Origin of the sequence: Desulfofundulus thermobenzoicus (assembly GCF_009428905.1) — a bacterium.
GTDB lineage: Bacteria > Bacillota > Desulfotomaculia > Desulfotomaculales > Desulfovirgulaceae > Desulfofundulus_A > Desulfofundulus_A thermobenzoicus.
This window is the reverse complement of sequence record NZ_WHYR01000056.1, coordinates 1-25,230: the sequence shown is the minus strand read 5'-3', so window position 1 is coordinate 25,230 and position 25,230 is coordinate 1. Positions and strand designations below refer to the sequence as shown.

25 protein-coding genes and 2 riboswitches are annotated in these 25,230 nt (G+C 53.5%); of the genes, 22 read left to right on the top strand and 3 right to left on the bottom strand.

From position 1 onward, the window contains the following. Positions 1-17: 17 nt before the first annotated feature. From GFC01_RS15455 to GFC01_RS15395, 15 genes are all read left to right on the top strand, one after another. Positions 18-143 (top strand): hypothetical protein, encoded by a 126-nt coding sequence (locus tag GFC01_RS15455; RefSeq protein ID WP_243137576.1) that lies wholly within the window; start codon positions 18-20, stop codon positions 141-143. A 339-nt stretch (positions 144-482) separates the two neighbouring features. Beyond that, positions 483-677, top strand: a complete 195-nt coding sequence (locus tag GFC01_RS15450) for a hypothetical protein (RefSeq protein ID WP_152948065.1) — start codon at positions 483-485, stop codon at positions 675-677. Between the two features lie 172 nt (positions 678-849). Further along, positions 850-1,482, top strand: a complete 633-nt coding sequence (locus GFC01_RS15445; protein ID WP_152948064.1) for a CBS and ACT domain-containing protein — start codon at positions 850-852, stop codon at positions 1,480-1,482. Positions 1,483-1,605: 123 nt separating this feature from the next. Further along, a complete protein-coding gene (locus GFC01_RS15440) occupies positions 1,606-2,244 on the top strand; it encodes a GntR family transcriptional regulator (protein WP_152948063.1) in 639 nt (212 codons plus the stop codon). Positions 2,245-2,313: 69 nt separating this feature from the next. Then, a complete protein-coding gene (locus tag GFC01_RS19840) occupies positions 2,314-2,436 on the top strand; it encodes a hypothetical protein (RefSeq protein ID WP_279233496.1) in 123 nt (40 codons plus the stop codon). 410 nt (positions 2,437-2,846) lie between these two features. Beyond that, positions 2,847-3,413 carry an SLC13 family permease gene (locus GFC01_RS19835; protein ID WP_207707631.1) on the top strand — a complete coding sequence of 189 codons (567 nt, stop codon included), beginning with the start codon at positions 2,847-2,849 and terminating at the stop codon, positions 3,411-3,413. After that, complete coding sequence (locus GFC01_RS19830) at positions 3,400-4,362, top strand: SLC13 family permease (RefSeq protein WP_207707630.1); 963 nt, start codon at positions 3,400-3,402, stop codon at positions 4,360-4,362. The genes GFC01_RS19835 and GFC01_RS19830 overlap by 14 nt, the downstream gene beginning before the upstream one ends. 29 nt (positions 4,363-4,391) lie before the next feature. Further along, complete coding sequence (locus GFC01_RS15430; protein WP_152948062.1) at positions 4,392-5,645, top strand: glycine/sarcosine/betaine reductase component B subunit; 1,254 nt, start codon at positions 4,392-4,394, stop codon at positions 5,643-5,645. 13 nt (positions 5,646-5,658) lie between these two features. Then, complete coding sequence (grdB, locus tag GFC01_RS15425; protein ID WP_152948067.1) at positions 5,659-6,966, top strand: glycine reductase complex selenoprotein B; 1,308 nt, start codon at positions 5,659-5,661, stop codon at positions 6,964-6,966. A 30-nt stretch (positions 6,967-6,996) separates the two neighbouring features. Continuing rightward, positions 6,997-8,430 (top strand): glycine/sarcosine/betaine reductase complex component C subunit beta, encoded by a 1,434-nt coding sequence (grdC, locus tag GFC01_RS15420; protein WP_152948061.1) that lies wholly within the window; start codon positions 6,997-6,999, stop codon positions 8,428-8,430. 7 nt (positions 8,431-8,437) lie between these two features. Further along, complete coding sequence (locus GFC01_RS15415) at positions 8,438-8,764, top strand: thioredoxin family protein (RefSeq protein WP_152948060.1); 327 nt, start codon at positions 8,438-8,440, stop codon at positions 8,762-8,764. 23 nt (positions 8,765-8,787) lie between these two features. Further along, positions 8,788-9,246: a glycine/sarcosine/betaine reductase complex selenoprotein A gene (grdA, locus tag GFC01_RS15410; RefSeq protein WP_152948059.1), complete on the top strand. Its 459-nt coding sequence runs from the start codon at positions 8,788-8,790 to the stop codon at positions 9,244-9,246. Between the two features lie 123 nt (positions 9,247-9,369). Continuing rightward, a complete protein-coding gene (locus GFC01_RS15405) occupies positions 9,370-10,125 on the top strand; it encodes a UTRA domain-containing protein (RefSeq protein ID WP_194174981.1) in 756 nt (251 codons plus the stop codon). 61 nt (positions 10,126-10,186) lie between these two features. After that, positions 10,187-11,101 carry a thioredoxin-disulfide reductase gene (gene trxB, locus GFC01_RS15400; protein WP_152948057.1) on the top strand — a complete coding sequence of 305 codons (915 nt, stop codon included), beginning with the start codon at positions 10,187-10,189 and terminating at the stop codon, positions 11,099-11,101. A 49-nt stretch (positions 11,102-11,150) separates the two neighbouring features. Next, positions 11,151-11,240: riboswitch (cyclic di-GMP riboswitch) on the top strand. Positions 11,241-11,340: 100 nt separating this feature from the next. Next, positions 11,341-13,191 carry a methyl-accepting chemotaxis protein gene (locus GFC01_RS15395; protein WP_152948056.1) on the top strand — a complete coding sequence of 617 codons (1,851 nt, stop codon included), beginning with the start codon at positions 11,341-11,343 and terminating at the stop codon, positions 13,189-13,191. Positions 13,192-13,351: 160 nt separating this feature from the next. On the opposite strand, the gene GFC01_RS15390 is transcribed toward GFC01_RS15395, so the two are convergent. Further along, a complete protein-coding gene (locus GFC01_RS15390; protein WP_152948055.1) occupies positions 13,352-15,298 on the bottom strand; it encodes an acetate--CoA ligase in 1,947 nt (648 codons plus the stop codon). A 239-nt stretch (positions 15,299-15,537) separates the two neighbouring features. Beyond that, positions 15,538-15,753: riboswitch (FMN riboswitch) on the top strand. A gap of 112 nt (positions 15,754-15,865) precedes the next feature. On the opposite strand from GFC01_RS15390, the gene ribD reads away from it, so the two are divergent. The 5 genes from ribD (at position 15,866) to GFC01_RS15365 (ending at position 20,710) form a co-directional block, all read left to right on the top strand. Further along, the gene (ribD, locus tag GFC01_RS15385; protein WP_152948054.1) at positions 15,866-17,014 is read left to right on the top strand and encodes a bifunctional diaminohydroxyphosphoribosylaminopyrimidine deaminase/5-amino-6-(5-phosphoribosylamino)uracil reductase RibD; all 1,149 of its coding nucleotides are present in this window, start codon (positions 15,866-15,868) and stop codon (positions 17,012-17,014) included. Between the two features lie 173 nt (positions 17,015-17,187). Next, the gene (locus tag GFC01_RS15380; RefSeq protein WP_152948053.1) at positions 17,188-17,844 is read left to right on the top strand and encodes a riboflavin synthase; all 657 of its coding nucleotides are present in this window, start codon (positions 17,188-17,190) and stop codon (positions 17,842-17,844) included. Between the two features lie 38 nt (positions 17,845-17,882). Continuing rightward, positions 17,883-19,100: a bifunctional 3,4-dihydroxy-2-butanone-4-phosphate synthase/GTP cyclohydrolase II gene (locus GFC01_RS15375; protein WP_341474036.1), complete on the top strand. Its 1,218-nt coding sequence runs from the start codon at positions 17,883-17,885 to the stop codon at positions 19,098-19,100. 85 nt (positions 19,101-19,185) lie between these two features. Continuing rightward, positions 19,186-19,653 (top strand): 6,7-dimethyl-8-ribityllumazine synthase, encoded by a 468-nt coding sequence (ribH, locus tag GFC01_RS15370; RefSeq protein WP_152948051.1) that lies wholly within the window; start codon positions 19,186-19,188, stop codon positions 19,651-19,653. A gap of 13 nt (positions 19,654-19,666) precedes the next feature. Then, positions 19,667-20,710 (top strand): nicotinate phosphoribosyltransferase, encoded by a 1,044-nt coding sequence (locus tag GFC01_RS15365; protein WP_341474035.1) that lies wholly within the window; start codon positions 19,667-19,669, stop codon positions 20,708-20,710. A 90-nt stretch (positions 20,711-20,800) separates the two neighbouring features. Here GFC01_RS15365 and rpmB read toward each other — a convergent pair whose 3' ends face one another. After that, positions 20,801-20,992 (bottom strand): 50S ribosomal protein L28, encoded by a 192-nt coding sequence (gene rpmB, locus GFC01_RS15360; protein ID WP_152948050.1) that lies wholly within the window; start codon positions 20,990-20,992, stop codon positions 20,801-20,803. Between the two features lie 232 nt (positions 20,993-21,224). Here rpmB and recG point away from each other — a divergent pair, with 232 nt between their 5' ends. Together recG and GFC01_RS15350 are read left to right on the top strand one after the other, a co-directional pair. Then, positions 21,225-23,300 (top strand): ATP-dependent DNA helicase RecG, encoded by a 2,076-nt coding sequence (gene recG, locus GFC01_RS15355; RefSeq protein WP_152948049.1) that lies wholly within the window; start codon positions 21,225-21,227, stop codon positions 23,298-23,300. A gap of 300 nt (positions 23,301-23,600) precedes the next feature. Beyond that, positions 23,601-23,858 (top strand): alpha/beta-type small acid-soluble spore protein, encoded by a 258-nt coding sequence (locus GFC01_RS15350; RefSeq protein WP_152948048.1) that lies wholly within the window; start codon positions 23,601-23,603, stop codon positions 23,856-23,858. Between the two features lie 194 nt (positions 23,859-24,052). On the opposite strand, the gene gpr is transcribed toward GFC01_RS15350, so the two are convergent. Beyond that, the gene (gene gpr, locus GFC01_RS15345; protein WP_152948047.1) at positions 24,053-25,024 is read right to left on the bottom strand and encodes a GPR endopeptidase; all 972 of its coding nucleotides are present in this window, start codon (positions 25,022-25,024) and stop codon (positions 24,053-24,055) included. Positions 25,025-25,230 lie beyond the last annotated feature (206 nt).

Below are 25,230 nucleotides of genomic sequence, written 5' to 3'. Positions count from 1 at the left end.
TGAACGAGGGTTTGGAAATGGATCTGGAAAAGGCCCTGGCCCACGAGGCGGATCTTTTCGGCCTGGTCTTTACCAGTGACGACCGGAAAGAGGGGATCGATGCCTTTTTAAACAAGCGCAAGCCCGAATTTCAGGGACGCTGATCCGATTAAGCGGGCGATGGTTCCGTCCGGGGAATGGGACAGGGATGCAGGCGCCATCCGGTTTAGTTTTGCGATATGTTGCTATTGCTCAGTTCCAAACACAAGCCCACCAACCTAAACCCTGAAGCAGGCTATAAATACGGCCTGCTTTTCTTTACCTGTCCACTGTATCCGGAAAAAATGATAAAATATAATATATTATCGAAAATGGTCGATAGGGCCGGTAGAAAGATATGGGGAAATTATTAAGAACTATTGAAAAATAGGACTAGAAATATATAGAAATATAAAAAGGAAAATTATGATAAGATATATAGTGATGAAGTGGGAGTGGGTGGAATGGACATTACCTGGCTTTTTCTGGTTCTCTGTCCTTATATGTTGCTTTACTTCTACCTGTGGGATTTTACAGCCTGGGATCATCGTAAAATTGCCTTGACCTGGGTCATAGGACTGGTTGTTTTAATCCTTTTCTGGGCGCTGGCTGATTACTTTAATCCCTCCCATCCCCCCTTTCCCGGTTTGTTTCATTGAGCTACCAACCAGTTGTCCGGTTTGGGGGAAAGGTGGATTTGTCTGTTTTTCATATGGTTATTAATTTTCGGGAAAAGAACTGAATTAGAAGAATTATTATGGCTTGACCATTGCGCTAAGGACGGACGATGTTATAATAAAAATAAAGGCCAGTTGCCAGGAGGTTTTCAGAATGTTTGTACGGGATTACATGTCCACGTCTCCCATCACCATTAACCAGGAGACCCCTATTTTGGAAGCCCTGAACATAATGCGCAAGAACCGGATCCGTCATCTACCGGTGACGGAAAGGGGGCGGTTGATCGGAGTAGTTACCGAACGGGATTTGCTCACGGTTTCTCCTTCGCCGGCCACCACCTTGAGTGTATTTGAGCTGAATTACTTGCTGTCTAAAATGGTGATCAGGGAAGTGATGAAGAAAAATGTCATTACCGTTGTCCCCGACTGCACCATAGAAGAGGCTGCCCTGCTCATGCGGGAGCATAGAATCGGCAGCCTGCCGGTGGTGGAAGGGGACAGGTTGGTGGGCCTGATTACCCAGACCGACATTTTGGATGCCCTGATCCGGATATTTGGTTTACGCAAGGCCGGTACCAGGATGGTGCTGGAAGCTGAGAACCGGGTTGGTACACTGGCCGATATTTTATCCCTGGTCAGAAAGCACGAGATCAACGTGTTGGGTCTGGCCTGCCGGGACAAGGATAATGAAAGGGTACAGATCATGCTGCGCCTGAGCACCGTAGAACCCGATTCCCTGGTGGAGGACCTTAACAAACAGGGTTTTGAGGTTAAGTCGGTTAGCTAAGCCGGTTATTTCCCGGGGTGTGATGGATGCGGTGCGATCCGGCCCGTTCAAGGGGGCCGGATTGGTTTTGTTTTGACCAATACGGACGATAATAAATAAGAGAACAAAAAAGGAGTAGATAAAATGGAAGCCCTGGGTTCCCACCCTTTATCCCGTTATGCCACTATTGCCATTGATATAGCCACCAGGATTGCCCGGGGTGAGTATCGGGAAGGGCAAAAAATTTTCGGCCGTTCCACCCTGGCCGGTAAATATAACGTTTCACCGGAAACCATTCGCCGGGCACTCACCCTTTTGCAGGATACGGATATTGTCCAGGTATCACCCGGAGTGGGTGTGGTGGTTAAATCCCAGCGGGCAGCGGAAACCTTCCTGGCTGAATGCGGCCAGCGTCAGGTTTTAAGGGACATGCAGGAACGGTTGCACCGGTTGCTCCGGGAAAGGGACCGCATCAATGCCGAAATAGAAAAACTGATGAACGAACTGCTGGATTATACTTTTAAAATGGCCGGTAATTTGCAGCGTATAGAGGAAATTCGCATCCTGCCCACCTCGCCTCTGGTGGGCAAGTCCCTGGCCGAGGCCGAGTTCCGTGCCCGAACCGGCTCCACCGTACTGTCCATTTACCGGGGCGGGGAGGAAATTCTTTCCCCCCAGGCCGATACGGTGATCCATGCCGGGGATATTCTCATTGTGCTGGCCCCTCCCGAGTTGAGAGAGCAGGTTTATAACCTGGTAGGCGGCGTGCCGAAAAAGGAATAATATTGCAGGTATAAAAAGCACCTCTTCAGGGAATATTAGGAATAATAGCAACCTTGAGGAGGGATCGGTATGGGTTGGAAGGACTTAGAAAACAAAGTCAAGGATATGAAAAAGCAGACCGAACAAATCCGCGACGCCGAAACAGACCAGACCGACACTTCCAGAGAGAACGAACCCCCCCCTGAATGTTAGAAAGACAAAACCCCCGCCAGGGGGTATTTTTATGGGAAGTTTTTGGTTCGGTCAGGGCCTCCGAATCTTGCTATTCACGTCTGATTATCAGCCATCATTAATAATTTGTAAGAGGCATTATCCTGCCGGAATAGTAAAATAAAGTAAATAAAAGTTCTAAATGTAACAAATAGAAAACTCGAATTATATGCTGACTGTTTTTTTATTGACATGTACAATTTTTCACGATATGATTAATATGGATGTATGGACAACCTAACATATGGATATTAGTACAATTTGAGTCCCTGGAATTATTTTCTGGCTATGCCGTGAGTTTTTAATTTAATTCTTTTTTGGGGGGTGATATTTGTCGGATATAACAATAGACGGTTGTAATGAAAAATTATAGCAGAAGGAGGTAGAAAATAATGGGAACGGCCATTAAAACGGTGTCCGGTGTAAAAACGGATAAGAAAAAGGTGCGGACTTTCGTTGGAATAATCCTGGCAATAGTCGTTCTTATCGCTTTCCAATCTATTAATTTTCCGTCCACCCTGACCCCTACAGGACATGCGCTGCTAAGCGTACTGGCTTCCATGCTTGTTCTCTGGATTTCCGAGGCAGTATCTTATTCAGCCAGCTCATTTTTCCTTATAGCGGCCTTTACGGTGCTGGTAGCGTTTTGCCCTGACCCGGATAAGCCGGCTAACCTGATCGGAACTGAAAAAGCCCTGGGTATGGCCCTGTCCGGGTTTAGTTCCTCAGCCTGGGTTCTGGTTTGTGCCGCCCTTTTCATTTCAGCGGCCATTGAGAAAAGCGGATTAGGAGAAAGAATCGGCCTGGTTATCCTAAATCGTATGGGTGCCCGGCCAAAGCGGGTACTGGTTGGTGTGCTGTTAATGTCCTTTATCCTTACACTTTTTATCCCCGCACAGGCTGCCAACGCTGCGCTGATGACGGCGGTGTCGGTGGGGATCATCGGTGGGGATCATTGAGGCTTTTAAACTGGATCGCAAGAGCAACCTGCCCAAGGCGATGCTTTTGCTGGTGGCATTTGGAACTGGCATTGCCGGAATGGGTATTCTTACTTCCGGTGCCCCGCCAATTCAGACGGCCATGTTTATTTCCCAGGCGACCAAACATGATATCACCTGGTTACACTGGTTTATCTATGGTATGCCCTTTTCTATCGTGATGGGTTTAGTCCTTCTTTGGTTGGTGTTGCGTTTCTTCCCCGTGGACAACGAAAAACTTGCCGGTGGGGATGAAGTGATCAGGGAGCAGCTGGCCAAATTGGGCCCGTTAACCGGTAAAGAGATTAAACTGTTGATTATTATGCTTTTAACAATTGTCTTGTGGGCCACGGGGAAAGTGCTTCACCCGCTGGATAGCAGTACGGTGGCTATTCTGGCTGTGGTGGCCATGTTCTTCCCCGGTATTAATGTGGCCGGCTGGAAGGAGCTGGCAGGCAAGGTTAACTGGGGCACGTTGATGCTCTTGGGGGCGGCTATTTCCCTGGGACAGTGGCTTTTAAAAAGCGGCGCTGCTGCCTGGGTGGCCAAAAATACCATTGTTGCCCTGGGTGTGGATAAATGGCCCTTCTTGCTTATGATTGCCGCCGGCGGCCTGTTCTTTTCCATCTTTGCCCTGGCTTTTTCCGCCCGGTCGGCGGCGGTGGCAGCTCTTGTACCTACGGCTATTGGTTTTGCCCAGGGTCTTTCCATTCCCGGCCTTAGCGTTTGGGGTATGACACTGATTCTGTATTATACCATTCAGTTTTCAGTAATATTGCCCGTCAATACACCCATGTCCATGGTCGCCTATTCCACTGATACATTCAGTTCGGATGAAATGTTGCGAGTGGGTGTACCCCTGGTTCTGATAGCGGTTTTGTTGATGGTCTTGTTTACGGCAACCTACTGGCACTGGATGGGTGTAATTTAAAACAGCCCGGCGAAGGAGGGGAGTTTTCTTTGAAACTGGAGTTATGCCGGTTTAAAGTGTCGGATGCGCGGTTTGCCGGTGCCACCAGGCTGGAAAAGGGTATGCTTTACATCAACAAAGGGGAACTGATCCAGGCGATCAACCGGGAGGGGCTTTTTGAGTCAGTGGACGTGGAAATAGCCCGCCCCGGGGAAAGCGTGAGGATTATTCATGTAATGGATGCCGTGGAACCGCGATTAAAAGTTGAGGGGGGAACCACTCCTTTTCCAGGCATAACGGGCAGAATGGAAATAGCCGGAAAAGGGCGGACCAATGTCCTGGACGGGGTGGCCGTTATACAAACCGGCCGGCGGCAGGGTATTCAGGAAGGGATTATTGACATGTCCGGCCCGGGGGCAAATTACAGCCTCTTTTCCCGGACTGTGAACCTGGTATTGCTCTGTACACCGGCATCTGGGATGAATGATGTGGAATTTGATCGGGCCACACGCCTGGCCACACTGGAAGCAGCCATGTATCTGGCCGAAGTGACCAGGGAAGCGGTTCCCGATGAAGTGGAAGTTTATGATATCGATACCCTGGCAGTAAAAGATAATCTTCCCCGGGTGGTTTATATCTACCACCTGCAATCCCAGGGTCTGCTTCGAGACACATTTGTCTATGGAGAACACGCCCGGGCACTCTTACCTACGTTGCTGCACCCCAATGAAGTGCTGGATGGCGCCATCACAAGCGGTAACTATATCATTGCCTGCCAGAAAAACCCGACCTACCTGCACCTGAACAATCCGGTGGTAAGGGAACTGGGCCGGCGGCACGGCCGGGAACTGATCTTTGCCGGGGTGATAATCGCCAACGAACATAGCACATTGATGGAGAAGAATCGATCGGCCGTATTTGCAGCTAAGTTGGCCCAACAGGTGGGAGCGCAGGGAGCAATAATCACCCAGGAAGGCGGGGGACACGCCGACACAGACCTGATGCTCACCTGCCGGGAATGTGAAAAGCTGGGTATTAAAACAGTTATTATAGCCAATGAGATTGCCGGCAAAGATGGGACGCTGCCCTCCCTGGTGGATACCACACCGGAAGCCGATGCGGTGGTTACCACTGGCAACAACGATGAAATGGTAAGCCTGCCCCCGGTAAACCGGGTGATTGGCGGTTCTGAAATAGCCGGTATTGAAGGAGCGCCGGAAAGCGGCTTTGTCACCGCCCTGGGGCGCATTTACACCGCTACCAATCAACTGGGGGCGACCCGTCTTACGGTGAGGGAGTATTGAAAAGGGGGTGAATCTGGTGTTCAGGGTGGTTCATTATCTTAACCAGTTTTTCGGACAAATTGGCGGTGAAGAACAGGCCGGCATTGCTCCCCGGATGGTGGAAAAACCGGTGGGGCCGGGTCTGGCCCTTCAGGCCGCACTGGGTGAACAGGCTCGGGTTGTGGGCACGGTAATTTGTGGAGACAACTACTTCGCAGAGCAGCCGGAGCAGGCTGCTGCCGGGGTTGTTGCATTGATTAAATCCCTGCAGCCCGATCTGGTTGTTGCCGGGCCGGCCTTTAACGCTGGCCGTTATGGTCCCGCCTGCGGGGCAGTTTGCAAGGCCGTACAGGAACAGCTGGGCGTACCGGCCGTTACCGGCATGTATGCTGAAAACCCCGGACTGGAACTTTACCGCAGGGATATTTATTGCGTAAAGACCGGTCCTTCCGCCGCAGGAATGCGACAGGCCATTCCGGTCATGGCGGCCCTGGGTTTAAAACTGGCATCCGGTGGAGGAATTGGATCTCCCGAGGAAGAGGGGTATTTCCCGCGGGGTATACGCCGGAACGCCTGGAGTGAAAAAACCGGCGCCGCACGGGCGGTGGAGATGTTACTGGCCAAGTTACAGGGATCGCCATACCATACAGAACTGCCAATGCCCCTGTTCGAAAGAGTGCCTGTGGCGCCGCCGGTGGTTAACATGGCTGACGCCACCATTGCCCTGGTTACGGAGGGCGGTATCGTACCCCGGGGGAACCCGGACCGGCTGGAATCAGCCAGGGCAACAAAGTTTTTAAAATACAGCCTGGACGGCATAGATGACCTGAGCGGGGAACAATTTCAATCGGTGCATGGCGGTTACAGTAATGTTTTTGCCAATGAGGATCCGGACCGGGTATTACCGGTGGATGTACTGCGCGATCTGGAAAAGGAGGGCAGGATTGGCCGGCTTTACCCTTACTTTTACACCACCACCGGCAACGGTACCACTCTGGAAAACGGCCAGAAATTCGGCCAGGCAATAGCCGGCCAGCTGAAAAAGGATGGTGTGGAGGGAGTTATTCTCACTTCCACCTGAGGGACGGGCACTCGTTGCGGTGCAACGATTACCAAGGAACTGGAACGGGCCGGCCTGCCCACCGTGCAGATATGTACTATCGTACCAATTGCCATGGCAGTGGGAGCCAACCGGATTGTACCTGCCGTAGCCATTCCCCATCCGATGGGCAATCCGGAGTTAAGTCCCCAGCAGGAAAAAATCCTGCGCCGGAAACTGGTGGAGAAGGCCTTATCCGCCCTGCAAACAGCGTTGGACGGTCAAAAGGTTTTCACTGACTGATAAATGCTTGCGCAAGGAGGTAAAGTTTATATGGGCTTTCCAGTGGTCAAGAGAGTTTCCTATATACTGGCCCATACCCCGGATCTGGTCCGGTATGGGTCCAAGCCGGTACGGGAGATTCCCAAGGACAGTAGCTTGCTGGAAAAAATCACTTCACACCTGCGTACTTATAAAGACGCGGTAGCGTATCCCCCCCACCAGGTATTTCTCGGTAACATGCGCCCCGAACAGCTATGGGAAATAAATCAACCCTGGTTTGAACACCCTGTGCCGGGGGCAAGGAGAACCGGCCCCTGGGGGGAAATAATGCCCCAGAACGAGTTCTACGGTTTAATGAAAATTGTCGATGAGTTTGATTTATTGCTCCTGGAGGAGGGTTTTACGGCCGCCGTAACGCCGCTTCTGGCCGGCCATCCCCTGATCACGGAAGATGATTTGGGGCGCCTGGGAAATGGTGTAAGCATGGAGCAACTGAAAGGGGAAATTGCCGGTGGTGCGCTGCCAATCTACGATGGAGGAAATCTGGTTGGTTGCATGCGTCCCGGGCATGATGAAGATGAGAATTTAACCGCCGGGATCCTGCTGGAAAACCTTGCCTGCAAAGCCTCGGGTGTTTTAGCCCTGCGTCAGGTGTTGCATTCCTACGATGGTGGACCCGAATCAATTGATTACGTGATGAATTGCGGGGAAGAGGGGGTTGGTGACCGGTATCAGCGGGGTGCCGGCAACCTGGCCAAGGCCATGGCTGAGCTCTCCTGGTGCCGGAACAGCAGCGGTGCCGATATAAAAGCTTTTTGCTGCTCACCGGTACACACGCTGGTACTGGCGGCCAGCCTGGTTCAGTCCGGCGTATTCAACACCGTTGCGGTGGTCGGCGGTGGTTCCCTGGCCAAACTGGGTATGAAAATGCGGGGTCACCTGTCTAAGTCAACACCCATTATGGAAGATGTGCTGGGGGCACTAGCCATCATTGTCGGTCGCGATGATGGGCATAATCCTCAAATCAGGCTTGATTCGGTGGGTAAGCACGATGTGGCCGCCTCCTCGGCACCCCAGGCCATTATGGAATCACTGGTATTAAAGCCCCTTGATCGGATGGGGTTAAAGGTAACGGACATTGGCAAATATGCCACTGAGATGCATAACCCCGAAATTACGGAACCGGCGGGGAGCGGTAATGTGCCGCGGAACAATTACCGCATGATTGGCGGCCTGGCTGTAATGCGCAAATGGTTGACTCCGGCCGACCTGGAATCCTTCGAAAAGAAATACGGCATGCCTGGTTTTTCACCCACCCAGGGACACATTGCTTCGGCAGTCCCCTTCCTTGGTCATGCCCGGGAGATGATCCTGAAGGGAGAAATTAAAAATGCCATGTTTTTAGGGAAAGGCAGCCTGTTCCTGGCTAAAATGACCAGGTTATCGGATGGTATGTCCTTTATACTGGAAAGAAACGGAGGTTGATCATGTTATGCCGCAGGAAGTGAATAAGGATAATTTCGAAACGGAAGTGGAATCAGTTCAGGGTTTCGTACTGGTTGATTTTTGGGGTCCGTCCTGTCAACCCTGCCTGGCTTTAATGCCTTTTGTCGAGGAGCTGGCAGAAAAATACAGCCAGCAGTTGAAAGTGGTTAAGGTGGACAGCAGTAAAAACAGGCGGCTGTGTATCAATTTAAAAGTGCTCAGCCTGCCCACTTTTCTAATGTACCATAATGGACGGGAGGTTGGACGGCTGTCCGGAAAGGAGGTAACCCGGGAAGAGCTGGATAAATTTGTCCAGGGTTTTCTCAATAACTAAAAACAAAACGAGGAGGTTGGCCAATGCTTAAAGGGAAAAAGGTAATTTGCATCGGTGAAAGGGACGGCATCCCCGCGCCGGCCATTGCTGAATGTATGCGCACGGCGGGAGCCGAGCCGGTGCTGACCCTGACCCAGTGTTTTGTCTGAACGGCAGCTGGTGCCATGGACCTGGAGGATCAGGGAACGATTAAAAAGGCCGTGGACGAGCACGGTACTGAAAACGTGGTGGTTGTTTTGGGATCACCCGATGCGGAAAGCGCGGAGATTTATGCCGAAACAGTTACCACCGGCGATCCCACCTTTGCCGGTCCTTTGGCCGGAGTCTCTTTGGGACTCCCCGTATACCACATCCTGGAGGATGAAATCAAACAGCTGGTGGACCCAGAAACCTACCAGCAGCAGGTAGGTATGATGGAGTTTGTCCTTGACAAAGAGGCCATTGTGACAAGCATGAAAAAGATAAGGCAGCAGAGCAGGTAAACACTTTTTGAGTAGTAAAAAGTAGAGCAATACGTTAAAATTATGTACAAGAGCAGGAAGATAACAAACCACTGGGCCGCTTTGGACGGCTCAGTGGGCATTCTCTTGTTGGAGGTGTTTGGTGTGTTTACGCACCTGGACCGTAAATCCCCCCTGCACTTGTACAGCCAGATTAAAGAAAGGTTGCTGGAATTTATTCAAAAGCAGGTAAATCAGCGAGGGGAAAATTTGCCTCAAAAGCTTTACCCGGAGGAGACTTTGGCCGAAATGTTTAGTGTGAGCCGGGCAACGGTCAGACAGGCTGTTCAGGAACTGGTCAATGAAGGAATCCTGTACCGGGTAAGGGGGGTGGGAACTTTCATTAACCCGCCTCATGTCAGCGGCCAGTTGAAGGAAATAGAGCGGTTCGTTGATGAGTGGTCCCTTCAAAACAAGAAAATAAAAGTAATTATTGCCGCTTACGAAATTATTCCGGCTCCAGCGGAATGGGCTAAATGTCTGAATATGCCGCCTGGCGCTCCGGTCCTTTACATCGATCGACGCCGATACGCAGACGGCATGCCCGTTGCCCTGGATGACCGCTATCTGCCCCCCGAAATGCGTGAGATTGTAAGCCCGGAAGATGTACAGCAGGAATCCATTTTCCTTACACTGGCCAGAAAAGGAGGCCTGGTAATTGAAAAGGCAGACTATGAAATTGGGGCCAAAGCGGCCTCTCAACAAGAGGCGGCCCGCTTGAACATTCAGCCCGGTGATCCCCTATTGTCCAGAAAGCTGGTTATCTATGCGGCACCGGCACGGCCGGTTATTACCGGCCTTTCGGTATACCGGTCTGATCTTTTCAAATATAGCGTTTCTGTACCGGCGAAAAGCGGCTGAGCCATACTTTTCTCCCCGCTGTCATACCCTGCTTCACGGTCATGTGTTAGGAGTGGGGTTAATGAAGAAGGATTTGATCATTATCGGTGGCGGTCCGGCCGGATTCTCCGCTGGTTTGTATGCCGCCCGTGGTAAGATGGATGCCTTGCTCATAAAAGGAACAGTTCCGGTAAGTCAGGCAACCACAACGGAGACCATAGAGAATTATCCTGGTTTTCCGGAAGGGATTGGTGGTTGCGAACTGTTGGAAAGGTTTGAATCTCAGGCCTGCCGGTTCGGGTTGACCGTACGTGAAGGAAATGTAATCAGCGTACGCCGCCTGGATCGCGATTTTATCGTTGAAACCGCCAGTGAGTCATACCTGAGCAGAGCCGTAATCGTTGCTACAGGTGCCGGCCCGAAACTTCTGGGTGTGAAAGGAGAACAGGAGTTTCGTGGCAAAGGGGTATCTTACTGTGCGACATGCGACGGGGCACTTTATGGTGAAGCAACCATTGCAGTAATAGGTGGTGGTGATGCCGCAGTTGAAGAGGCGCTGTTTTTAACACGATTTGCTGAAAAGGTATATTTGGTTCACCGTCGTGACACCCTTCGGGCTACAGCCGTGATTGCCGAACGAGCTAAAAACAATCCCAAAATAGAGTTTATCTGGAACGCCGTCGTTACTGAGATCTGTGGTTCAGAAATGGTGGAAGGAATATCTATTCAGGATGTAAAAACAGGTGACCAGAGAATATTACCTGTTGAGGGTGTGTTTGTTTATATTGGTACTGAAGCTAATTCTACCCTGGTGCGGGGACTGGTAGAGATGGATGAAAGAGGTTTTATTATTACTGACCGTGAAATGGTCACTTCTCTCCCGGGGATTTTCGCTGCCGGGGATGTCCGTCAGAAATCTTTACGGCAGGTTGTTACTGCTGTGGCGGATGGCGCCATTGCGGTTCTTTCAGCAGAGAAATATTTATCAAATTTATAATGTCGATATGTGAACGGGATATTGATGGCTACGAATAAGTGGCCGCATGTCTCCTCACGGGCAAACCCGGCGAAAGCCGGGGACGCAAAGCCACGGGTCTAAAGTTCCCTTCCGGGAATATGACGGCCGGGTTGCAAGGGAGAAAGGTTACCGCAGGGAAGTGGAATTTTTCTCCCTGCGGTTTTTCCTTTGCTGGTCGGCAAAAATGCGAGGAAATACTTTAAAGGAGGAATAAAACGTTGCGCTCAAAAAAAGTTGGGCTGGGGTTGAGGTATAAACTTATTTTTTCTTTTGTTATAGTTGTTATTCTGCCATTAATGGCCGGTGGGATATGGACTGTCATAGGTGTTAGACATCATCTTTTGAATAACGTTGTTGCTTATAATGATCTAATCGTACATAAATTAGCCGGGCATGTGGAAACATTAATTGAGACCAAAGTTAATTTGGTCAATACATTGGCCAACACTCCTCAGGTTATTAAAATGGATCCTGTAGAGTTGAAACCATTTGTTAAATCTATTAAAGATAAAAACCCAGATCTTGATGTCATTGGTATCATAAATCAGGAAGGGATGCAAATTGTTCGTTCCGACGATAAAAATTTATTGGATCTACGGGAGAGATCCTATTTTAAAGACGCTATGGGTGGAAAGGAGCACGTTGTCAGTGAGGTACTCATTGCTGGAGGAACTCAAAAGCCATCGGTTATGGTGGCTTCACCAATTAAAGAAAATGGTGTTATAAAAGGTGTCATCCATTTGACCTTAAATCTGGATTCATTGGAGGGTTTAATCGAGGCCAATAAAGCTGGCAAAACTGGATTCTCATATATTGTGGATAATAAGGGAATAGTCATTGCCCATCCAGACCAGAAGTATGTGACCGAACGAACAAGTTTAGCCGAACTTCAGCCTGTGCGCGAAGGGCTGGCCGGGAAAAGTGGTTTCCTGGAAATGACCGAGGGAGGCCAAAAGTGGCTGGCGAGCTACACTTACATACCTTCCCTGAACTGGGTAATAGTAACTCAGCAAGCTTTGAATGAAGCTACAGCAGCCGCCAACCAGGAAGTTATCAATATGCTTATAATACTTCTCCTGGGCACGGCGCTGGCAATAGTGGTTGGACTATTCCTGAGTAATAGAATCGTGAAACCACTTTCCCGACTTAAAGAAAGCGTAATGGTTTTGGCGGAAGGTGATCTCACCAGGTCAATTGATATTCACAATAATGACGAAATTGGTGAGTTGGGCAGGGCTATTGTTAACATGAGAGAAAATATAAAGGAGATACTGAATAAATTGGCCCCGGTGGCTCACCAACTGGTTGATTCTGCAGGGCAGTTGTCCAGTCAGGCCGAACAAACATCGGCAGGTGCATCAGAAACGGCGGCAATTGTTTCCCAAATAGCTTCGACGGTGGAACAGGTTTCCAATGATATTCAAGGGATATCTTCCGCTTTTTATCATACAACCCACGAAGCTAAAAATGGAACAGAAAGTTTGAACGAATTGATGAATAATGTCAAATTGATTACCAGTGCAAGCGAAAGCAGCACACATAATATAAATATCCTTTCAGAAACCCTAAATCAAATAAATCGCATAGTTGAAGTAATTACAAATATAGCTGATCAGACTAATTTACTGGCGTTAAATGCGGCCATAGAAGCTGCCCGTGCAGGGGAACACGGGCATGGATTTGCCGTGGTGGCCGAAGAGGTGCGAAAACTTGCCGAACAATCTTCAAACGCTGCCAGGGAGATCTATCTGATGATTGAAAAGGTACAGGAAGAGTCGGCAAAGGTAGTATCAGCCATGAACCAGGCAAATCAAGAGGTTGAAAAGGGATCCGTAGCCGTGGAAAGGGTTGGTAGCAATTTCCAGGCAATTATTGAGTCGGTAAATGCAATTGCCGGGCAGGTAGAGAGTATTGCCCTTTCAGCCCAGCAGGTATCAAACGGGGTGCAAAATGTGGCATCAACAGCTGAAGAACAAACTGCGGCCATGGAGGAGGTATCTGCAGCTGCCGAACAGCTGGCTAAAATAGCCGGGGACCTGAATCAACTGGTTCAGAAATTTATAATATGATACGTTTCAGCCGTTAAAACATTTTGACTTTACGCATATATGAGTATAAAAAGACAAAGCCACATCCAGGTGGGATGTGGCAGAATGGTATGCAGAAAATCATACGCGAGGTTTGACGGTAGTGAGAGGAATTAAGGATATATATCGTCCAATCCTCCGTTTAACCTTCCCGCATTTTGCGTATGGCCTCCCGGATTTCGTCCACCGAGGCTTCCTCTTCGATGGTAGAGAGGTCGCCCAGGTCCTTGCCGGCCCACAGGGTGCGCATCACCCGGCGCATGATTTTACCGCTGCGGGTCTTGGGCAGGGTGTTGACAAATTCAATGTCCCGCATGACCACAATGGCGCCCATGGTTTTGCGGATGTGGTTGATTAATTCCTTTTTCAGTTCTTCGCTGGGCTGGTAATTCTGCCTGAGCACCACAAAGGCACAGGCCACCTCGCCTTTCAATTCGTCAGGAACACCGGAAACACCGGCTTCCACCACCGCCGGGTGAGAAATGAGGGCGTTTTCAATTTCGATGGTTCCGATACGGTGGGCGGCAATTTTAATTACTTCATCGGAACGTCCGGCGAAGAAGATATAGCCGTCCTCGTCCATGGAAGCGGCGTCGCCGCAGTAATATACTCCTTCGGTGAAGGGGAACCGCTCCCAGTATTCCCGTCTGTAGGTCTCCGGGTCGTTCCACAGGGTGGAGGTCAATCCGGGGAAGGGCCTCTTGACGATCACGATGCCTTTTTCACCGGGGGCTACGGGCTTACCTTCCTTGTCGTCAACAACTTCGGCAATCACCCCCGGTACGGGAATGCCGGCGGAACCGGGCTTGATGGGGATCATGCCCAGACCGTAGGGGTTGGCAAAGATGGGACCGGAGGTTTCCGTTTGCCACATGTGGTCCATCACCGGGATGCGGTTTTCAAAAACCTGCACCTGCAACCATTCCCAGGCGGGTGGATTTAAAACCTCACCGGCGCAGAAAATGCGTTGGACTGAGCGCAGGTCGTGCTTGCGGGGCTGCTCGATGCCCAGTTTCATCAGTCCACGCACGCCGGTGGGGGAGAGCCACATGGCCGTCACCCGGTTGCGGTCCACCACATCCCACCACATATCGGGGCGGGGGTAATCGGGGGTGCCTTCGTAGAGAACCGTGGTGGCGCCGGCCAGAAGGGGGCCGTAGACATTATAGCTGTGTCCCACGATCCAGCCGATGTCGGAGGTGCAGAACCATACATCGTTTTCCTGTAAATCATAAATCCATTTGCCCATGGAGTAAATATACATCTGGTAGCCGCCATGTTTCTGTACGGTGACCTTGGGTTTGGCCGTGGTACCGGAGGTGGGCAGCAGGAACAGTGGTTCGTTGGATTCCACCGGTTCTACGTCGGTACTTTGCCCTTCACCCAGGGCCAGGAATTCATCCCAGAAGATATCCCGTCCCGCCTGCATGGGTGGAGTTTTTCCCCTGTTTTTCTGTAGCAGGACTACCTTTTGAATCTGGTCCGGCGGGCATTTTTCCAGGGCTTCGTCAATGATCTTTTTCAACTCCACCGGCTTGCCCCGGCGGGATCCTTCGTCCTGGGTGAGGAGGTATCTGGCCCCGGCAATCTGCAGGCGGTCCGCCACCGCCCCGGCGGAAAAGCCGGCGAAAATGGCCACGTGGATGGCACCGATGCGGGCGCAGGCCAGCATGGCCGTGACCGATTCAACGGACGTGGGCATGTAAATGGCCACCCGGTCACCTTTCTTTACGCCCAACCCCCTCAGGGCGGCGGCATATTGTTTTACCAGGGAGTAGAGCTGACCATAGGTCACCGTCCGGGTTTCTCCAGTTTCTCCCGATTCGGCTATAATAGCCGCCCGCCCGGCCAGGCCCCGCTTTATTTTATAGTCCACGCAGTTGTAGCAGATATTGGTCATCCCACCGGAATACCACCGGAAGGTGGGATAATCCCAGGTAAAAACCTGCTCCCACTTTTTAAACCAGTGAATATCGTGGGCGGCTTTGCGGGCTGCTTCTTCCCAGAAGCCTTCCGGGTCCCGTACGGCCCAGTCCATAAATGCTTTGACCTGTGGTGGGATCAACCCTGTGCCCCTTTTTTCAGACATAAAAATACCTCCCCCGATAAATATTAGCTCTTTTGTGTATATATATAATTCTACGAAGATTGGGAAAATTCCTTCTCCCGGTGTAGGTTTTGTTGATACAAAAAGGCAATATTTTTTGGCGGAAAAAACGGGGAACAATTTACCGGTGGCGGAAAAGATACCTTCCGTTATATCCGGGTTAAAAATATTGACACGGGTGATGAACAGGCCTATAATAGCCTTAATGGTTCTCAAAACTAAAGGGCCTTCGGGGACGGGTGCAATTCCCTACCGGCGGTATGGAAGGTTTTTCCGAGCCCGCGAGCCCAGCACTCACAGGACTATTGACACATTTTAAGATCCGGCTGTTAATTTCATGGAAGCAATCCCGGCAGTTCATGGTTCTCGGTGAGTACCGGGTTGACCTGGTGTGAGGCCAGGGCCGACAGTGAAAGTCTGGATGGGAGAAGGCACGTCAGAACTGTCCGTTGGTACGGATGGTTGTTTGTTTTTGCCTTTGTTTTGCCCCGGAGGTGAAGTTATTGCCACCCCGGGGCTGTTATATTTTTAAAGCGAGGCTTAAGCCATATGTCTTCCGGTCAACGGGATGAATACTACATGCAAATGGCCCTGGACCTGGCCGGGCGGGCCATGGGGCGCACCAGCCCCAACCCCATGGTGGGGGCGGTGGTGGTAAAGGATGATCAGGTGGTGGGCCGGGGATACCACGCCCGGGCCGGCACTCCCCACGCGGAAATTCATGCCCTGAGGGAAGCCGGCGCACAGGCCCGGGGAGCCACCCTCTATGTCACCCTGGAACCCTGCTGTCACCACGGGCGTACCGGTCCCTGTACGGATGCCATTCTGGCGGCCGGGGTGGGCCGGGTGGTGGCTGCCATGACCGATCCCAATCCCCTGGTTTCCGGCCGGGGGTTGGATATTTTAAGCCGGGCGGGAGTGGAGGTGAAGGCCGGTGTGCTGGAAGACCGGGCCCGCCGGTTAAATGAGGTTTTCATTAAATACATTACCACCCGCCGGCCCTTTGTGGTGGCCAAAGCGGCCATGAGCCTGGACGGTAAAATCGCCACCCGTACGGGGGAGTCCCGGTGGATTACCGGCCCGGAGGCGCGGTTGCAGGTACACCGCCTGCGTGATCGTTACGATGCCATACTGGTGGGTATAAATACGGTGTTGCGGGACAATCCTTCCCTGACCACCCGCCTGCCGGAAGGTGGGGGAAAGGATCCGGTCCGGGTGATTGTGGACAGCCGGGCCCGCACCCCTCCATGTGCCCGGGTGCTTACCCGGGAGTCGGCGGCGCCCACCATCGTGGCCGTTACCCGGGAGGCACCGGTCGAAAACCTGCGCCGGCTGGAAAATGCCGGGGCGCAAATACTGGTGGTGCCCGGGGATGGTCCCCGGGTGGACCTGGCCGCTTTGATGGCGGAATTGGGTCGCCGGGAAATCACCAGCGTGCTCATAGAGGGGGGCGGTGAAATCCATGCTTCCGCCCTGTATGCCCGCATCGTGGATAAGGTGATCTGGTTTATTGCCCCCCTGATCATCGGGGGCCGGGAAGCGCCCGGTCCGGTGGGCGGCATGGGGCCGGCCGGTTTGGATAAAGCCTTTAAGCTGTCGGAAGTAACCGTTACCCGTTACGGAACGGACATATGTGTGGAAGGTTACGTACAAAACGGCTGTCCTTTGCCCGGGAGCGAGGGGCATTTTACACCATAAGTGGCAGCTTTTTGTTGGTCCTGCCGGAATAAGACGCGACGGGTACGATTACAGTCCGGATTCAACAGGTGCCTTTGGCCGGCCCCGGGCTGCCGGTGGGTGTGGCTTAGTACCGGTTTTCCGGTTGGACGTGTGCTATGGAGGGCAATTTAGTAATTCGGAGGAAACCCCATATGTTTACCGGCCTGATCGAAGAAACCGGTGTGCTGGCGCATATTTCCCGGGGAGGGAATTCCGCCCGGTTGCAAATAATGGCCAGCCGCGTGACTGAAGGACTGCTGCCGGGCGACAGCATTGCCGTAAACGGCGTCTGTCTGACGGTGGTGGCCTTTGACAGCCGTTCTTTCACGGCGGATGTAATGGCTGAAACCCTGGCCCGCACCAACCTGGGATCCTTGCGCCCCGGCGACCGGGTGAACCTGGAACGGGCGTTGCGGTTGGGAGACCGTCTGGGAGGCCACCTGGTGACCGGTCACATTGATGGAGTGGGTCGGATTGTCCGCCGGGAGGAGCAGGATATCGCCATACTGCTCACCATCGCCGCCGCCCCGGAATTAATGCGCTATATCGTGGAGAAGGGCTCGGTGGCCGTGGACGGCACCAGCCTGACCGTAGCCGCTGTGGGCGAAAAGGACTTTCTGGTTTCCCTGATTCCCCATACCGCCCATCAGACCATTTTGGGGGGTAAAAAGCCGGGGGACAGGGTGAACCTGGAAACAGATATCATCGGCAAATATGTGGAAAAACTGTTGGCCGGTCAAAGCCGGCTGGATCCACCGGAAAAACGGGATATCTCCCTGGAATTTCTGTCTGAACATGGTTTTGCCTGACCCGACGCGACCAACGACAAATAAAGGAGTGACTGTTCGTGGAATTTCGTTTCAACACCATTGAAGAAGCCATTGCCGATATCAAAGAGGGTAAAATGATCGTGGTGGTGGATGACGAAGACCGGGAAAATGAAGGGGATGTGATCATGGCCGCCGAAAAGGTCACTCCCGAGGCGATCAACTTTATGGCCACCCATGCCCGGGGCCTGATCTGCATGCCCCTTACCAACCAGCGAGCCGACGAACTGGATCTGCCCCTGATGGTGACTCAAAATACCGATAAACACGGCACTGCCTTTACCATTTCCGTGGATCACAGGGATACCAGCACGGGCATATCGGCCTTTGAACGGGCACAGACGGTAAAGGCCATGCTGGATCCGGCCACCCGTCCGGAGGATTTGCGCCGCCCCGGTCACATCTTTCCCCTGCGCGCCCGGGAGGGGGGTGTGCTGCGCCGGGCCGGGCACACGGAAGCGACGGTGGATCTGGCCCGCCTGGCCGGTCTGTATCCGGCGGGGATCTGCTGCGAAATAATGAAAGAAGACGGTACCATGGCCCGGGTTCCCGAGTTGATGGCCTTCTGCCGGGAACACGGTTTGAAGATCATTACCATTGCCGATCTGATCAAGTATCGCCGGCAAAACGAAAAACTGGTACGCCGGGTGGATGCGGCCTGTTTACCCACCAGGTACGGCGAGTTTACCGCCGTGGCCTATGAAAGCATACTGGACGGCAAGGGCCATCTCGCCCTGGTAAAGGGTGATATAAGCCAGGTGGATGCCCCGCTGGTACGGGTGCATTCGGAATGCCTGACCGGCGACGTTTTCGGTTCCATCCGCTGCGACTGCGGTGACCAGCTGTCCCGGGCCATGGAAATGATTGCCCGGGAAGGGGTGGGCGTGCTTCTCTACATGCGTCAGGAAGGCCGGGGCATTGGCCTGCTGAACAAAATCCGGGCCTATCATTTGCAGGACCAGGGGAAAGATACGGTGGAAGCCAACGAGGCTCTCGGTTTTCCCGCCGATCTGCGGGACTATGGTATAGGCGCCCAGATCCTGGCCGATCTGGGGCTGAAAAAAATTCGCCTGATGACCAACAACCCGCGCAAGATTGCCGGTCTGGAAGGCTACGGCCTGCAGGTGGTGGCCAGGGTGCCTATTGAAATTTGTCCCGGCAAGCACAACCGTTTCTATCTGGCCACCAAAAAACGCAAATTGGGGCATCTGCTGAACATCACCGGCGAAGTGAGCTGAACACGATTGTTCGGCTCCAGGGTGGGTTCCCATGCCCCTTTGCCAGTGTTAATATCAATCTTTAATAACGAAGGGAGTACGATTCATGCCGAAGGTATACGAAGGGCATCTGGTGGGACAGGGTTTGCGCTTTGGCCTGGTGGTGGGCCGTTTTAACGAGTTTATTACCAATAAACTGCTGACAGGAGCACTGGATGCCCTGCACCGCCACGGGGTGGCCGATCAGGACATTGAGATAGCCTGGGTACCGGGAGCCTTTGAAATTCCCCTGGTGGCCCGGCGCATGGTGGCCCTGCAGCGTTTTGACGCGGTTATCTGCCTGGGGGCGGTGATCCGCGGAGCCACTCCCCACTTCGATTATGTGGCGGCCGAGGTGGCCAAAGGTGTGGCCAAGGTGGGCCTGGATACCGGCGTACCCACCATTTTTGGTGTGATAACCGCCGATACCATTGAGCAGGCCATCGAACGGGCGGGCACCAAGGCCGGCAATAAGGGCTGGGATGCGGCCCAGGCGGCCATAGAAATGGCCAGTTTGATGCGCAATCTAGGATAAAGGGGGACATCCGGTGTCAGGGAAAACCATCCAGAATCTCGATGAAGTGGCTGCCTTTCGGGTTTTACCCGGGGAACGGCTTTATTCCGCCGACCGGGAGGAGATACTGTACGGCTGGACCACGGATATTTATTTTGTGAAAACTCAAGAGATATTGCGGGCTATGGATCTGGCCGGTACACCGGTGGTGGCGGAAATCTTTGCCCGCGGGGAAGGGATGCTGGCCGGGGTGCCGGAAGTAAAAAACCTCCTTTCCGCCGCCGGGGTTACCGTGTGGGCGCTCCCCGAAGGGGAACGTTTTCAGGAAAAAGAAGTGGTTGTACGTATAGAGGGCCCCTATGACCGTTTTGGTATCTACGAAACGGCCCTTTTGGGCATTCTGGCCAGTTCCAGCGGTTGGGCCACGGCGGCCGCAAAATGCAAGGAAGCGGCGGGAAATAAACAGGTGGTTTGTTTTGGCGCCCGTCATGTTCACCCGGCCGTAGCGCCGGTGATGGAGCGGGCGGCGGTGGTCGGAGGAGCCGACGGGGCCAGCTGCATTCTGGGCGCCAAGCTGGCCGGGCAGGAACCGATGGGTACGGTACCCCATGCGGTGATCCTGATTGTGGGCGATACCCTGGAGGTGGCCCGGGCATACCAGCGGACCATGCCGGCCGGAACCCCCGTGATCATTCTCGTAGATACATTCAAGGATGAAGCGGAAGAGACCCTGCGGGTGGCGCAGGCCATGGGGCGCGACCTGGCCGCCGTCAGGCTGGATACCCCGGCCGAGAGGGGCGGTGTTACCCCGGCCCTGGTGCGGGAAGTGCGTGCCCGGCTGGACCAGGCGGGCTTTCGGCACGTACAGATTCTGGTCAGCGGCGGGTTGACTCCCGAACGAATTCAGCTGCTGGCCCAGGCGGGGGCCGATTCCTTCGGGGTGGGCAGCTACATTTCCGGTGCGGCGCCTATAGAAATGACCATGGACATAAAAGTAGTCAACGGCCGGCCGGTGGCCAAAAGGGGACGCATTCCCGGTATTACCCCCAATCCCCGCCTGCAAAAAATACTGGGTTAGTGTGTTCAGTAAAACCGCTGCCAAACGGCATGTCGCCGCAACGACCAAAAACACGGCAAAAATAAAAACGGCTGTAACAGCCGCTTTTATTTAAATAGCCCTCTGTACCCGGCCGCTGCGCAGGCAACGGGTACAAACCATTATTCGCCTGGGAGTTCCGTTCACCAGGGCCTTCACCCGCTGTAAATTGGGCTTCCAGGCCCGTTTGGTGCGGATATGGGAGTGGCTCAACTGCATGCCCACCACCGCACCCTTGCCGCAAATGGCACATTTTGTGGCCAATTTATCCACCTCCTTGATCAAAACCACCCCATACATTCTAGCAAAAATAACTGTGGGGTGCAAGGGTGGATCCTTTGGAGGGCTTTTCCCCGCCCCGGCGGATAAAACAGCGGCGGCCATTACGGGCTGCCGGTAACTCGTTAGCGGGGTATACCGGTTGGCCGGTTTCTGGAGGGAACCTGGCCAAAGAGCGGAACCCACTTTGCAAAAAGAGGGGTTAAGTGGAAAATCGATGACCCAGGAAGGCTATGAGCATTATCCGGTACAATATGTAAAAACCGTCGGCCCCCGGCGTGCCGCTCTACTGCAAAGACTGGGTATAAAAACGGTCAGGGATCTGCTTTATCACTTTCCCCGGGAGTATCAGGACCGGACGGTATTAAAACCCTCCCATGCCTGCGCCGCCGGCGAGCAGGTCACCCTCCGGGGCCGGGTGGTGGCGGTTCAGGAATTGACCCCCCGGCCCGGTTTACGGATCACCAAAGTTAGGCTGGCCGAGCAGGGCGGGTATTTTTTTGCCCTCTGGTTCAACCAGCCCTATATAAAAAAGCAGCTTTCCGCCGGCACGGGGGTGCTGGTTACGGGCAAACTGGAGCGGCGCTTTGGTGAAATACAGCTGGCGGTATCCGATTATGAGCTGCTGGAAGGGGATGAACCGGCTGGGGGTGGAGGTATGGTGCCTGTCTACCCTTCCACCGAGCAGTTGAGCCAGCGTTTGTTGCGTTCCATGATCCGGATGGCCCTGGATGAGTGGGCGGGTCAGATTGCCGATTTTTTGCCGCCGTCCATAGTGAAAAAATATTCCCTGCCGGAACTGCCCGTGGCTCTTGCGCACATCCATTTTCCTCCCGGGGAAAGGGAGGCTGTCAGAGCCAGAAAACGCTTTATTTTTGAAGAGCTTTTCCTGCTGCAGCTGGCTCTGGCTTTGCGCCGCCGGCGCATATCCAGGCAGATTAAACCCCACCGTTACCGGACGAACCTGGAACTGGTGGACAAATATCTGGCCGGCCTGCCCTTCACCCTCACCAGCGGCCAACAGCAGGCCTGGCGGGAAATAATGGCGGATATGGACGCCCCTTCCCCCATGAACCGTCTATTGCAGGGAGATGTGGGATCGGGGAAAACGGTGGTCAGCACCCTGGCCCTGCTGCGGGCGGTGGACAACGGTCTGCAGGGCGCCCTGATGGCACCCACGGAAATTCTGGCCGAGCAGCACTACCTGACCCTTTCCGGCACCCTGGCTCCCCTGGGGGTGAAAGTGGGTCTTTTTTCCGGCGGTATGAATAAAAAGGAAAGGGAAGCCCTGTTGTCTGCCCTGTCCGCCGGGGAACTGCCCCTGGTGGTGGGTACCCACGCCTTAATCCAGGAGGATGTGCAGTTTAAGCGACTGGCTGTGGTGGTCATTGACGAGCAGCACCGCTTTGGGGTGCGCCAGCGGGCTATTTTACAATACAAGGGGCAATACCCCGACGTGCTGGTCATGACAGCCACGCCCATTCCCCGTACACTGGCCCTCACCCTGTACGGTGACCTGGAAGTGAGCACCATCCGGGAGTTGCCTCCGGGGCGTCGTCCGGTGATAACCCGGGCGGTGCCCCCTTCCCACCTGCCTGCCATTTACCGGTTTATCTGCCGGGAAGTGGCTGCGGGACGGCAGGCCTATGTGGTCTGTCCCCTGGTGGAAGAGTCGGAAAAGGTTGATCTTACTTCAACCGTTCAGTTAATAGACGAACTTTCCCGGGGGCCCCTGGCCCGGTGCCGGTTGGGATTGCTCCACGGACGATTAAAGCAGGCGGAAAAGAACCAGGTAATGGAGGATTTCCGCCGGGGGGAAATACAGGTGCTGGTCACCACCACGGTGGTGGAGGTGGGGGTGGACGTGCCCAATGCCACCGTAATGGTTATCCTGGATGCAGACCGCTTTGGCCTGGCACAGCTGCACCAGCTGCGGGGCCGGGTGGGGCGGGGCGCCGCACAGGCATACTGCATCCTGGTTTCCGACAATAAAAGCCGGGAGGCCCAATTCCGCCTGCAGGCCATGGTCTCCACGGGGGACGGGTTTGTTCTGGCCGAGAAGGACCTGCAGTTGCGGGGGCCGGGAGAATTCTCCGGTACCCGGCAATCCGGTTTGCCGGAATTAAAGGTGGCCGATCTGGTGCGGGACTGGCGTGCTCTGGAGTTGGCCAGACAGGAGGCGGTGACCCTGGTCAGGCGCGACCCGGAACTCACCCTGCCCGAACACCACCTGCTGGCCCGGGAGCTGTACCACCGGTTCAGCGCCCACAGGGGCTACCTGGCCATCAGCTAAAGATTCATATTTGCAGGGCAGATTCCTTTGAAAGAATTTACGGGGGCTGCCCCCTTTTTGTTGTGAAATGCAAGTTTACCTTTTCGTGAGCAAATAATATTCCAAAAATTCCGTTATAATTGATCAACCATATGCTACCGCTAAAAAGGAAGTTTTAAAAAGTTTGCCCCGTATAAAGCCGCATATTATCTGTTTTTACACAGACAATTTCCTTTAATCCGGGGGTAAAATGTTCTAGTCATAATCAATTTCAACAAGGCCATAATAAGACTAGACCAGAGGATAAGGAGGTGAATACAAATGGCGTTAGGACAAAAGCGGAATCAGCTGATTATTCCCCAGGCCGCCGCGGCCATGGAACAGTTCAAGTGGGAAACCGCCCAGGAACTGGGCATCCAGGTTCCCCAGAGCGGTTACATGGGTGACCTGCCTTCCCGGGTTAACGGTGCCATCGGCGGTAACATGGTGCGTAAGATGATTGCCGCCTACCAGCAAAGCCTGGCCAGCGGCACCCAGCCTCCGACTCCCCAGGTGACTAATGCTCGCACCACTCCCTAGTGGAGGTTAGGTTATGAGCCCTGGAGGTACACAAAAGAAGCCAGGTTGTGTACCGGGTTGCCTGTATAGTGCCCTTTCGGGGGGAACCCCGCCTGCAGGAACTGGTTGACGTTCTAATTTTCCCACCGGTTCCCTGTGGGCGGGTCCCCCGGCAGGGACTGCCTGACAAGCGGTTTTACCGCTTGTTGGATTTTTTAGTGCAGGTAATAGCTGTAATCATCGGCCGTCAGTCCCGGGTGAAGGGTCAGGGAAAGACCGCCGGCAATTACTTTGGCCGTGTTTTCAATTAAAGAATCTATTTCCTTGGGAGTAACGGTCAGGTTTCCTCCGAAGGGTTCCAGTACCTGCTGGATGGCCTGCCGGGCCAGGTGCTGGTTTAAACCGGCGTTGGTGGCCGTCTGGAGCTGTCGTAAATAGGCGTTGATGGTGTCCTGGCCGATAACTGCCGCATGTACCACCGTAGGGACGCCGATAGCAATAACCGGTACGCCCATACTCTCCCGGTTGATACCAGCCCGGCGGTTGCCGATTCCCGAACCGGGAGCGATGCCCGTATCGGCTATTTGTATGGTGGTACAGATGCGGGTTACGCTGCGGGCGGCCAGGGAATCGATCACAATCATCAGCTCGGGCTGTATTCTTTCCACCACGCCTTTGATGATTTCCGCCGTTTCAATGCCGGTGATACCCAGCACTCCCGGGGCCAGGGCGCTCACGGAACGCATGCCTCCCTTCAGTTCCCGGGGGGCATACTGGAAGAGGTGCCGGGTGACCAGGCTCATGCCGATGGCCCTGGGCCCCAGGGCGTCGGGCGTGGCTCGCCAGTTGCCCAGGCCCACCAGCAAAATATTGGCATGGGGGGGCAGGGGGGAGATGAAAGGCTCCAGTTGCCGGGCCAGAATCTGGCTCACCCTGTGATGGCCGGCGGGATTGTTTTCCCTTAATACGGGAGCCTCGATGGTGATATATGTACCCATGGGCTTTCCCATGATGGCTTCAGCGGCCTTTTCCACGATATTGACAATGGTTACTTCCGCTTCATTATACCTTTCCCGGTCAACCCGGACGCCGGGAATCTCCTGCCCCGTTTCACCCCGCAGTATTTCCCGGGCTTCCAGGGCCAGATCCAGACTGATGCCAAAGGAACGGCAGATATCCAGGACCAAACTGGCGGCCTCCTTCCAGATGTGCACATCTTTATATTTTCCATCACTTACGGGATTATACCAGTTATATTTTGCCGCGGGCCGTGTAAAATTTCAGTAGGCACCAGAAGGGGATCAGCCCCCTGAAAAAGAAATGAGACCTCGCGCGCCCAAAAAACACCAAAAATCAAGCTAAAGGAGTGTGAGGTCTCATGTTAAATATTCGC

Coding starts and splice junctions, on each gene's coding strand:
- GFC01_RS15455 (WP_243137576.1), top strand. CDS start 18: ATGGATCTGGAAAAGGCCCTGGCCCACGAGGCGGATCTTTTCGGCCTG.
- GFC01_RS15445 (WP_152948064.1), top strand. CDS start 850: ATGTTTGTACGGGATTACATGTCCACGTCTCCCATCACCATTAACCAG.
- GFC01_RS15350 (WP_152948048.1), top strand. CDS start 23,601: ATGGCGTTAGGACAAAAGCGGAATCAGCTGATTATTCCCCAGGCCGCC.
- GFC01_RS15380 (WP_152948053.1), top strand. CDS start 17,188: ATGTTTACCGGCCTGATCGAAGAAACCGGTGTGCTGGCGCATATTTCC.
- recG (WP_152948049.1), top strand. CDS start 21,225: ATGACCCAGGAAGGCTATGAGCATTATCCGGTACAATATGTAAAAACC.
- GFC01_RS19835 (WP_207707631.1), top strand. CDS start 2,847: ATGGGAACGGCCATTAAAACGGTGTCCGGTGTAAAAACGGATAAGAAA.
- ribH (WP_152948051.1), top strand. CDS start 19,186: ATGCCGAAGGTATACGAAGGGCATCTGGTGGGACAGGGTTTGCGCTTT.
- grdC (WP_152948061.1), top strand. CDS start 6,997: ATGGGCTTTCCAGTGGTCAAGAGAGTTTCCTATATACTGGCCCATACC.
- trxB (WP_152948057.1), top strand. CDS start 10,187: ATGAAGAAGGATTTGATCATTATCGGTGGCGGTCCGGCCGGATTCTCC.
- GFC01_RS15390 (WP_152948055.1), bottom strand. CDS start 15,298: ATGTCTGAAAAAAGGGGCACAGGGTTGATCCCACCACAGGTCAAAGCA.
- GFC01_RS15415 (WP_152948060.1), top strand. CDS start 8,438: ATGCCGCAGGAAGTGAATAAGGATAATTTCGAAACGGAAGTGGAATCA.
- GFC01_RS15440 (WP_152948063.1), top strand. CDS start 1,606: ATGGAAGCCCTGGGTTCCCACCCTTTATCCCGTTATGCCACTATTGCC.
- GFC01_RS19840 (WP_279233496.1), top strand. CDS start 2,314: ATGGGTTGGAAGGACTTAGAAAACAAAGTCAAGGATATGAAAAAGCAG.
- GFC01_RS15450 (WP_152948065.1), top strand. CDS start 483: ATGGACATTACCTGGCTTTTTCTGGTTCTCTGTCCTTATATGTTGCTT.
- ribD (WP_152948054.1), top strand. CDS start 15,866: ATGTCTTCCGGTCAACGGGATGAATACTACATGCAAATGGCCCTGGAC.